Annotated in this window: 11 protein-coding genes; 2 read left to right on the forward strand and 9 right to left on the reverse strand. The window is 67.3% G+C overall.

Annotated elements, in window-relative coordinates:
* Positions 1–81: 81 nt before the first annotated feature.
* From FG385_RS33480 to FG385_RS33495, 4 genes are all read right to left on the reverse strand, one after another.
* Complete coding sequence (locus tag FG385_RS33480; RefSeq protein WP_139100831.1) at positions 82–789, reverse strand: alpha/beta fold hydrolase; 708 nt, start codon at positions 787–789, stop codon at positions 82–84.
* 3 nt (positions 790–792) lie between these two features.
* Positions 793–1,314 (reverse strand): nuclear transport factor 2 family protein, encoded by a 522-nt coding sequence (locus FG385_RS33485; RefSeq protein WP_139100832.1) that lies wholly within the window; start codon positions 1,312–1,314, stop codon positions 793–795.
* A 45-nt stretch (positions 1,315–1,359) separates the two neighbouring features.
* The gene (locus FG385_RS33490) at positions 1,360–2,610 is read right to left on the reverse strand and encodes a cytochrome P450 (RefSeq protein WP_139100833.1); all 1,251 of its coding nucleotides are present in this window, start codon (positions 2,608–2,610) and stop codon (positions 1,360–1,362) included.
* A gap of 82 nt (positions 2,611–2,692) precedes the next feature.
* On the reverse strand, positions 2,693–3,808 hold the full coding sequence (locus FG385_RS33495; protein WP_139100834.1) for a DUF3500 domain-containing protein: 1,116 nt from the start codon (positions 3,806–3,808) through the stop codon (positions 2,693–2,695).
* A 124-nt stretch (positions 3,809–3,932) separates the two neighbouring features.
* Between FG385_RS33495 and FG385_RS33500 the strand changes: the two genes are divergently transcribed.
* Positions 3,933–4,838: a TIGR03560 family F420-dependent LLM class oxidoreductase gene (locus FG385_RS33500; RefSeq protein ID WP_160148956.1), complete on the forward strand. Its 906-nt coding sequence runs from the start codon at positions 3,933–3,935 to the stop codon at positions 4,836–4,838.
* 183 nt (positions 4,839–5,021) lie between these two features.
* Complete coding sequence (locus FG385_RS34165; RefSeq protein WP_160148957.1) at positions 5,022–5,198, forward strand: hypothetical protein; 177 nt, start codon at positions 5,022–5,024, stop codon at positions 5,196–5,198.
* A 10-nt stretch (positions 5,199–5,208) separates the two neighbouring features.
* Here the strand turns inward: FG385_RS34165 and FG385_RS33505 are convergent, their stop codons facing one another.
* The 5 genes from FG385_RS33505 to FG385_RS35205 all read right to left on the reverse strand — a co-directional run.
* A complete protein-coding gene (locus tag FG385_RS33505) occupies positions 5,209–6,693 on the reverse strand; it encodes an aldehyde dehydrogenase (protein WP_139100836.1) in 1,485 nt (494 codons plus the stop codon).
* 77 nt (positions 6,694–6,770) lie between these two features.
* Positions 6,771–8,147: an FAD-dependent oxidoreductase gene (locus tag FG385_RS33510; RefSeq protein ID WP_139100837.1), complete on the reverse strand. Its 1,377-nt coding sequence runs from the start codon at positions 8,145–8,147 to the stop codon at positions 6,771–6,773.
* 98 nt (positions 8,148–8,245) lie between these two features.
* Positions 8,246–8,587 carry a ferredoxin gene (fdxA, locus tag FG385_RS33515; RefSeq protein WP_139100838.1) on the reverse strand — a complete coding sequence of 114 codons (342 nt, stop codon included), beginning with the start codon at positions 8,585–8,587 and terminating at the stop codon, positions 8,246–8,248.
* Between the two features lie 247 nt (positions 8,588–8,834).
* The gene (locus FG385_RS33520; protein ID WP_139100839.1) at positions 8,835–9,470 is read right to left on the reverse strand and encodes a hypothetical protein; all 636 of its coding nucleotides are present in this window, start codon (positions 9,468–9,470) and stop codon (positions 8,835–8,837) included.
* A 118-nt stretch (positions 9,471–9,588) separates the two neighbouring features.
* The coding region (locus FG385_RS35205; RefSeq protein WP_139100840.1) for an acyl-CoA/acyl-ACP dehydrogenase at positions 9,589–9,673 on the reverse strand (85 nt) is incomplete at its 5' end.

Here is a 9,673-nt window from a genome sequence, read left to right on the forward strand (position 1 = left end):
CCAACCGCCCAGCCACCACCACCATCGACATCCAGCCGATCTTGACAACACCGCCGCCGACCTAACTGAACGGCTTTGCCACTAGACGGGCAACCGTTCGACGTCGACGACGACCTGCCGCGCGTTGGCAACCCCTGCCTTGAACCGGTTGTCCGGCTCGAACAGCGGATCGTCCGGGTGCGACAGGAGCAGCACCGGGCACGTAGTCTTCCCCAGGTATTTCGCGGGCTGGTAGGTGTAAACGGCATGGAAGGCCTGGTAGCCCGTGCGCGGGTCGTGCGCGATTCCTGCCACGGGGCGGCTGCGGGCTTCCGGGTCGTACACCGCGGGCTCCCATTCGAAAATGCCCAGTTGGTGCGAGCTGTCGTCGGCGAAGGCCGGGATCGCGGGCACGACCTTCGCCTCCCGGACCTCGTCTGTGTAGAAGGGCGCCCCGCCCGGTGCCAGGCCCTCGACACGGGCGCCGAGCGTCGCGGCCAGGTGGACCCCGAATCTGCCGCCGGTGTGCACGCCGTAGAGCACGATGCGGTCGAGCCCGATGGCATCGAGCCCCTCGGTGAACGTCTTCGCGTAGTCCTCGATCGTGGTCGGCCCGGCCGGGCTGTCGGATTCGCCGTACCCCGGCGTGTCGAAGGCGACGACCCGGAACTTCTCGCTCAGCAGCGGGGCCAGGCGCTGGAACGCGGCGTGGTTGAGCGGCGTCTCGTGCAGCAGCACGATGGTCTGCTCACCCGAGCCGGTGGCCAAGAAGTGGAGTTGCCCCCATCGGGTGTCGACGTATCCACGCATCACCTAGACGCTGTCGGGCCAGCGCTTGCGGTCGTACAGCGGGTCCGACCTGTCGCGGGCGCTGCGAAGCTGGGTATCGGACCGGGGAAACTCGTCGGCGTCGATCGCGCCGGTCCACTCGGAGACGACCCGGCGGTACTTCACCCGCCACCGGCCGTCGATGCGCTGGAAGTAGTCGAGATAGCGGCCACAGGCGTGCACGAACTTTCCGTCGCCCGTCTTCATGTCCATCATGTAGGCCGTCTCACCGAAGGCTTCGTCACCCTCGATGTCGAACAGCTGCTGGCCAAGGTGGTGCAACAGGAACAGCGCCTGCGCGGAGGTCGGCGAACCGCCGCAGATGTAGTCGGCGAACTCGCGGCCGCTCCCCTTGAAGCCGGCACCGTGGTCGTCGTAGGACTCTTCGGCGTAGCACGCGATGATGCCGGCCCGATCCGCCCGGTCCACCGCTCGGCTCAGCCGCGCGAGCAGGTCGGACAGTTCGAGCCGGTCGGCGATCAGTGATCGGTCGAGCGCGAGCGACATTGACACACTCCATTCCTCGGTCGGTGTTCGGTGGTCGTCATGACGTCACGTCGCCGTAACGAACACGAGCGGGAGAGAGTGCAGCGAACGAACGGTCAGGTCCGCCTCGTGACGCGGTTCCGGACGCCGTATGCGACGGATGTCGGACGTCCGGTCGAGAAGCTTCTCCAGAACGATCCGGCCTTCGGCACGGGCGAGCGCCGCGCCGGAGCACAGGTGCGCGCCCATACCGAACGCGACATGGTTCGGCCGGCCCTCGGTCGTCGAGATGTCGAACCTGCCCGCCGAGTCGTACACATCGTCATCGCGGTCCGCGGAACCCAGCAGCACCAGGCAGACCGAGTTCGCGGGGATCACGGACCCGCCGATCTCGACGTCGCGGGTGGTGAACCGGTAGGCGGCCTTGATCGGCGACTCGAAGCGGAGCGTTTCCTCGACCGCGTCGGGGATCAGCGAGCGATCCGCACGCAGCGCCGCGAGCTGGTCGGGATGGTCGACCAGCTGGTCGATCAGGGAGCTGATCATGCTCGCGGTCGATTCCGCGCCGGCGACGATCAGCTGTGCGCAGATAAGCACCAGCTCCTGCCTGCTGACGCCCTCGGCACCGGCCAGCAGGTCGCTCAGGAAGTCGTCCCGTGGCTCCTTTTCCCGCGCTTCGAGCTGCCCGATGATGTACTGGTGCATCTCGACGATGGTGCGCGCGATCTCGAGGTTTTCCTCCTCGCTCTCGCGCGGATGCCCGAACCGGGCGACCTGGGCGTCACCCCAGCGTTTGACCTGTGCCGCCTTGTCCGCGTCCAACCCGAGGATATGAGTGATCACGCGAACCGGCAGTGGCACGCTCAGCCTCGGCACGATGTCGACCTCCTCGTTCGAGGGCAGATCGTCGAGCAGCTCGTCCACGATGTTCGAGATGAGCTCCTCGAGCGCACGAACACGGGCGACGGTGAACCCGCGGCGGACAGCGCGGCGCTGGGCGGCGTGCCGGGGCCCGTCGGTGAAGTTCAGGGTGCCGACGTACGGGCAGGCGTCCGCGAGTACCTCCTTGACCGCCGGGCTGTCTTCGTAGGCCGAGACCCCGCCCTTGAACCGACGGCTCAGCTCGCTGGAGAAGGTCTCCGTGTCACGCAGCACCGCGGTGACGTCGGCGTACCTGCTGATCACGTAGTACCCGATTCCCTCCTCGGTGGGAAAGACCGGACACTGCGACCGGAGCGAGGCCCAGAACTCATGGGGCTCGCGGAGGGTGCCTTCCGCGAACAGCTCGTAGGAATCAGGGCTCTTGACCTGGGTCACAATGGCTCCATGGTTGCGATCGGAGTGGAACGGGGCGAGGCCAACCTACCTGCAGGCTAATCTTGTTTTAGTACTTGTGCAATCAACACATGGTTTCCCGGGAGGTGTACAGGGCGTCGCCGAAGTCTCCGGTGGGGTCGCGCCACACGCTGTGCTTGTGGTTCGCCCCGTTCTGCGCGCAGTTGTACTCGATGAGCAGTCGTTCTCCCTGGATGCGGTAGTAGTGCGCGGCTCCCGGTTCGGCCGGGCCCGCCCACGCGAACGCCGTACCGTTCAGCGACGTGCTGTCGAACACATGCTCGTACTGGGCCCCGATGGGGGCGGCCAGGTGCGAGAAGTAGGTGCGGATGACATGCACCAGCCGCTGGCGCTGTCTCGATGACATGCCGGCGGCGGTGAGACCTTTGGGCGCGGCGGTGTAGCGGTACATCTCATCGTGCTCCCGGGTCAGCCGCAGGTAGTCACGGAGCACCTGCCCGCCAGGCCCCTCCCCGCCAATGGTGGGAATGGCGCCGATCCCCACTGTCGGCGCGTTCTCCTGCACGATGTCGGTGGGCGGGACCGGGCAGATCGTCGCCACTCGCCGCTGCTCGCCGTCCAGGCTGGCCATGAGTGCTCTGGCGGTGTCCTCCTCGCCGGCCATCATGCGCAGGACCGCACCGCCGGCCATCTCGGCACGTGCCGGCTCGCCGCCGAAGAAGGCAGGCGTTACGGAGATCTCGCCGCCGCGGACGGTGAACTGCAGTGCGACGTGGTGTCCCCCGATCCGCCAGCTCCACGCGTGCGGCCCCGGAACGCCGAAGACCGCCACGCGATAGTTGCCGGGATGCCGGATCCGGGTGCCCGGCGTTCCGCCGTACGCCCTGGCGGGGAACCCGTACCGGTAGTCAAGGACGTGCTCCATGCCGATGACCATGCAGACATGGCCGTATCCGTACTCGGACAGACCGACCGCGAGCATCTTGAACAGCGCCTGCGACTGCTCGGGCGTCATGTCCAGCAGCGCCAGACCGGGACGGGCCGTCGGCGTGTAGAACCAGCGGCGCCGTTCCCCCTCGTCCGCGAAGTCGAGCATGGTCGCGGATCGCTGCTCATCGGACAGCAGGGACAGAAACGCGGTCGCCGCCTCGGACATCCGCGAGATCAGGGCGGCGATACCAACGTCGCCGGCAGTTCCGGGTTCGGCCCATTCGGTCATCCGATCGCCTCATCAGTGCCTGGGTGCCGGACTGACCCGCATGCCGGTCCGGCCGTGAACCCTAATTATGATAGTGGAGGATAATACGGTTCCGATCGTCTCGAAACAGAAGCGAGGCCCTTGCATGCAGCTTCGGTTCGGCATACATGTCGGCCTGCAGGACACGACGGTCGCGGACGTGCTCGGCGTCGCGCGTCACGCCGAGGATCTCGGTTTCGACTGGGTGTCCGCCTGGGACCACTTCTACCCCTCCTCGCACGCGGACGGCGGGTCGCTGGAGGCGGTCTCGATGCACACGGCGCTGGCCGCCGCGACCCACCGGGTGCAGTGCGGTGTCCTGGTCTACTGCGCGACCTACCGGCATCCAGCTGTGCTCGCGAAGGCCGCGGCGACCATCGACCAGCTCTCCGGCGGCCGTGCCCAGATCGGCGTCGGCGCGGGCTGGTCGGCGCGCGAGCACGCCGCGTATGGCATCCGGTTCCCGCCGGTCGCCGAGCGCATGGACATCCTCGAGGAGTCGGCCACCTGCCTGCGGCTGCTGCTCCGCCAACGCGAAAGCGAGTTCTCCGGGCGGCACTTCCAGCTGAATGCCGCGCGGCTCGACCCTCGCCCGGTCCAGCCGGCGCTGCCCATCTGGATCGGCGGCGCGGGCGAGAAACGGACACTGCCGACCGCCGCCAGGGTCGCCGACGGCTGGAACGCGCCGTTTCTCACGGCCGCCGAGTTCGGGCGCAAACACGGTGTTCTCCGCGAGCACTGCGCGGCGGCCGGACGGGACGCCGGCGAGATCCGGTGCGCCGCGAATGTCGGCGTCGCCCCGGACCAGGCTGCCTACGAGCAGTTCATCGGCACGATGAGCACCATCATGCCCGCCGGCGGCGTCCTCCGCGGCTCCGGAGCACAACTGGGCGACGGTATCGCGCGGTACGTCGACGCCGGCGCGAATCAGGTGAACTTCGCCTTCCGCGCTCCGTTCGACCTGACCACTCTGGACGCGATCGCCGACGCCATGCGGACGTTCCAGTCCTGATAGTTCGCAAGTTATGCTCAACACAATAGTGAATCGTTGATGAAAGGGGCGCTGGCGCATGCGCCGCTACGTGGACACCATGGTGGCTTCGACCTCGTTGCTCCCCGACCGGGTGTTCTGGCCCTACCACGCGGTGTACAAGTACTCACCGGGTGACGCGCTCCGAAGATCACGGCGCCGGGCGTGTTCCTCACCAGCGAGTTCGACATCCTCCACCCAGGCGACGTGGACGGCGTCGAACTCGTGCGAAACGGCAAGCTGATCAACGTCGAGACGGAGCGGTTGCCGCTCTGCTGGACCCAGCCGGGGCGGATCGCCGCGGAAGTGTTGTCGACACTGGAACTCGACGCCGCCAGGTGACGCCCCCGCCTCAGCTGAACTCCGAGTAGCCGGTCGGTGTCTTGTCCCCGAGAATCGTCTTCACCTCCAGGTAGGGCAACAGACCCTCGCGCCCGCCCTCGCGCCCGACGCCGGACTGCTTGAAACCACCGAACGCGATCCCGAAGTCGCTGCGGAAACCGTTGATGCCAACCGTCCCCGAACGCAACTCCCGCGCGACCTGCTGGGCGCGGTCGATGTCATCGGTGAAGACCGACGCGTTGAGACCGTAGATGGTGTCGTTGGCGATGCGGACGGCGTCGGCCTCGTTCTCGGCGGGGATGACGCTGAGCACCGGCCCGAAGATCTCTTCCCGCGCAATGGTGTGCTTGTTGTCCACATTCGCGAACAGAGTGGGCTCGACGTAGTAACCCCGGTCGAGGTGCTTGGGGCGCCCGCCGCCCGCGACGAGCTTGGCCCCCTCGGCGATCCCCTTCGCGATGTAACCCTCCACCCGGTCTCGCTGGCGGCTCATGGCCAACGGGCCCATCTGGGACTGGGCGTCGAACGGCGAGCCCACTCGCACCTGGGAGAAGTTCGTCGCGAGCGCCTCGACCAGCGCGTCGTGCCGGCCTCGCGTGACGATGATCCGGGTGAGCGACGCGCACACCTGCCCTGTCATCAGGCATTCGGCCCCTGCCAGTTGCGCCGCCGTCGTCTCGATATCGGCGTCGTCGAGCACCACGGCGGCCGACTTCCCGCCGAGTTCGAGGGTGTACCGGCCGATGCGGTCCCCGAGCAGCGACGCGATCCGGCGGCCCGCGGCGGTCGAACCGGTGAACGCGATCTTGTCGACCCGGGGGTCACGCACCAGGCACTCGGACACCTCACGATCGGCGGTCACGACATTGAGCACCCCGGCGGGAAGTCCGATCGACTCGGCGATCTGCGCCATCAGGTACGCCTCCCCCGGCGCTTCGGGCGAAGCCTTGACAACAACGGTGCACCCGGCGAGCAGGGCAGGCGCGATCTTGTACACGATAAGGCTCAACGGGCCGTTCCACGGGATGATCGCACCGACCACACCGACCGGTTCGCGCACCAGGAGCCCGAACCCGCCGAGCGACGGCTTGTGCTGTTCCTCGAACTCGAACGTGCTCGCGAGACCCGCGTAGTAGTCGAACATCCCGGCCTCACCCTGGGCGGTGAGCAAGGCGATCGACTGCAGTACTCCGGACTGCCGCGGCCAGATCTCACCGACCTCGGACGCACGCGCGCGCAGGCCGTCGGCGAAGCCGCGCAGGTAGCCGGCCCTCTCCTCGTGCGACAGCCGCGGCCAGGGCCCGTCGTCGAACGCCCGGCGTGCCGCCGAGATGGCACGGTCCATGTCGGCGGGTTGCGCCTCGGCGACCCGGAAATAGAGTTCCTCGGTCCCCGAGTCGATGACGTCGATCGTGGACGTGGACGATGGTTCCGTCCACGTCCCGTCGATGAAGAACTTGCTGGGATGGTCAATCGGTGCCGCGATCTCCGTCATTGGGGCTCGCTCCTGTCTCGACTAAGTATTCATGAGTAGGCAACATCATTGGGCGTGCGGTCATCGGGAACGCGGGCTCAGCCAACCGCCGTCTCCTGACGGTCCTCGGACGGTGTCCGGCACGCCCGCATCATCGCGTCCAGGCCGGCGACCTTGACGCGCTCGGCGCAGCCGCGAACGCGACCGAGCCGGATCTCCTCGACGTCCAGGCTTTCCCAGTGCTCCCAAGCGACAACGTCGAACCCGAGCGTGCCGAGACACTCCGTGATCGACTCGGGCTCGGGATGGGCGGGCGCCGGCAGGCCAGCCAGATCCGCCAGCAACGAGGACACGGTCTGCCCCGCGTCTCCCTTGTTGGTTCCGATCACGCCGGATGGCCCGCGCTTGATCCAGCCGGTCACGTACTGGCCTGGCACGACATTCCCGTCGCGGAGCACTCGCCCCGCCACGTTCGGCACGACACCGGCGGCCTCGTCGAACGGGAGCCCGCCGATCGGCTCGCCGGAGTACCCGATGGCCCGGACCACAAGGCCGGCCTCGATCGTCTCCTCGCGCCCCGTCCCCACGAGCCTGCCGTCGCGGATCTCGTTGCGCTCCACCACCACGCCGGTGACTTTGCCGTCGCCGCCGGCGACACGGACGGGAGACCGCTGGAAGTGCAGGTGAATGCGGCGGCGTGCCGGCTGCCCCCCGGCTTTCGCCCACCCATCGAGCAGCCGCATGTTCTGCCGCTGCCGCCGATCCGCGGGCTCTCCCGCGCGCCCCGCGATCGCACCGCCGTTGTGGACCAGCACCGACACGTCGTCGAGCTCACCGATCTGCCTAAGCTCGGGTGGGGTGAACTTGACGTGCTCCGGGGACCGCCGGATGACCACGTGCACGTCGCGGACGGAACTCTGCTGTAGCGACTTCAGTACGTGATCGGGCACGTCGGTGCGGGCCATGTCCGCGACATCGCGGGTGAGAACCCTGGCGATGTCCAGCGCCACGTTTCCTGCCCCTACGACGACGACCCCGGAATGGTCCAAGCGGGGATCGAGGGCCGTGAAATCCGGGTGCCCGCTGTACCAGCCGACCAGCGCGCGGGAACCATGACTGCCGTCTAGATCCTCACCCGGGATGCCGAGACGGCGGTCGCGAGAACTACCGGAAGCGTGGATGACCGCGTGGTAGTGCCGGCGAAGGGTGTCCAGCACCAAGCCGTGCTCCCCGAGGCAGACATTGCCGAGGAACCTGATCCGAGAGCCGACGGCGAAGGGCTTTCGCAGCACTGGGATCACACTCTTCATCCGGATGTGATCCGGTGCCACTCCGTAGCGGACCAAGCCATACGGAGCAGGCAACCGATCGAGCACATCGACCTCGACGGGTGTTTCGGACGCGAGCAGAGCGGCCGCGGCGTAGAGGCCCGAGGGCCCCGCACCGATGACGGCCACGCGTGGAGGGCGTGACATCGGCCTTCACCGCTTCCTGGATAGGGGTCCCACCACGGGACGTGCCAACGGGATCGTGACCGGGCGGATAGGCACAGGGGACGACAGCATCGCCGCGTTCAGTCCCTCGCCGCCTCGGCGCGCGGAATCGACGACAACACCGCGACCAGCGCCGGGCTGTCCTTGCCGACCCTGCCGACCTCGGCAGCCCCGCCGGGGCTGCCGAGGTCGGAGAAGAACTCGCGGCTCCCGTCGACGAAGACCGAAAGGGCTTCCGGGACTTCTTCGTCGTAGAAGATGGCTTCCTGCGGGCAGACCGGTTCGCAGGCACCGCAGTCGACACACTCGTCCGCGTTGATGTACATCATGCGGTCGCCTTCGTAGATGCAGTCCACCGGGCACACTCCGACACACGACTTGTCGAGGATGTCCACGCATCCCTGGGTGACCACGAAAGTCATACTTCCTCCTTCTCGCATCGCGACGCCGGGAAACCCTGCGCGATGCGAGCTCGCTCCCAACGGACGGCAGCGGATGCTTATCCGGCCGGGTCGCCGCCAAGTTCGGAGCACACCAGCAATTATGTAGTGACATTCATTCTAGTTATGTTCGCACATTATTACAAGCGGCTTCGGGCCGAGCGATACCTCGGCGCACAACGACCGGCGACGCGCCAGATCGCCTGTCACCCAGGCAGGGCCGCGAGGTTCAGCTGGCGCGTTCGGCGGCGGTGTCGGGCAGGCCCGCATCCTTCAGCCGCGCCAGCAGCTCGCGCCCCTCGGCCACCGCAGCCTGATCGGCATCTTCCCGCACATACAGGGCCATCAGCGCGTTCAGCTGGCGGCGCGAAGTCTCGAGACGCTTCAGGTACTCGTCCCGCTCGGCACGCAACTGATCCCGCTCGGCAAGCAGATCGCGGCTGCTTTCAACGTCCACCGGGTGGCTGACGCCAGACACCGGCACGTCCGAGCCGACGGCAGGCGCCAGCGAACGCACCAGCTGCCGCAGCAGGGCCTGCGCGAGCAAGTCGTAGTCGATCTGCGCACCCGAAGCGGTGTGCCCGGCTGCCTGCTGCGGTGCGGGTATGGTCGCGCCGACCTCGGCACCCTGCTGCGCGCCCAACCGGATGCCGTAGGTGCGCTTACCCTTGATCTCGCGCTGGATCTCCCCGGCCTGGTCCATCGCGGTGACGAGCTGGATGAAGGCGACAGAGCTACCTTTATAGTCGATGGCCTCGCGAAGCATGGTGGTCGCACCACCACTTCGGTCCGCGATGGGTCCGTGCTCGGCGAGATACCCCTTGATGCGAGCACGCGCGGTGGTGTCTTTTGTGCGTCCAGCCATGGTCATCCCTCGCGTCGACCTGCAATCATGGTGATTGTACCTCATTGCACGGAACCATCGTCAATACACGACATGCGTTGGTGCCCGCAATCCCCGAGAGACGGTTCGCACTGGTTGATCACACCCGGTACTCGCGGAGGAGACCGCGGCTGATGATGGTCTTCTGGATCTCGCTGGTGCCTTCGCCGATGAGCAGGAACGGG

This window comes from Amycolatopsis alkalitolerans, from assembly GCF_006152065.1.
Lineage (GTDB): Bacteria > Actinomycetota > Actinomycetes > Mycobacteriales > Pseudonocardiaceae > Amycolatopsis_E > Amycolatopsis_E alkalitolerans.

Excerpts from the sequence above, each read along its gene's own strand:
- FG385_RS33480 (WP_139100831.1), bottom strand. The coding sequence starts at position 789 with ATGCGTGGATACGTCGACACCCGATGGGGGCAACTCCACTTCTTGGCC.
- FG385_RS33485 (WP_139100832.1), bottom strand. The coding sequence starts at position 1,314 with ATGTCGCTCGCGCTCGACCGATCACTGATCGCCGACCGGCTCGAACTG.
- FG385_RS33495 (WP_139100834.1), bottom strand. The coding sequence starts at position 3,808 with ATGACCGAATGGGCCGAACCCGGAACTGCCGGCGACGTTGGTATCGCC.
- FG385_RS33500 (WP_160148956.1), top strand. The coding sequence starts at position 3,933 with ATGCAGCTTCGGTTCGGCATACATGTCGGCCTGCAGGACACGACGGTC.
- FG385_RS33505 (WP_139100836.1), bottom strand. The coding sequence starts at position 6,693 with ATGACGGAGATCGCGGCACCGATTGACCATCCCAGCAAGTTCTTCATC.
- FG385_RS33510 (WP_139100837.1), bottom strand. The coding sequence starts at position 8,147 with ATGTCACGCCCTCCACGCGTGGCCGTCATCGGTGCGGGGCCCTCGGGC.
- fdxA (WP_139100838.1), bottom strand. The coding sequence starts at position 8,587 with ATGACTTTCGTGGTCACCCAGGGATGCGTGGACATCCTCGACAAGTCG.
- FG385_RS33520 (WP_139100839.1), bottom strand. The coding sequence starts at position 9,470 with ATGGCTGGACGCACAAAAGACACCACCGCGCGTGCTCGCATCAAGGGG.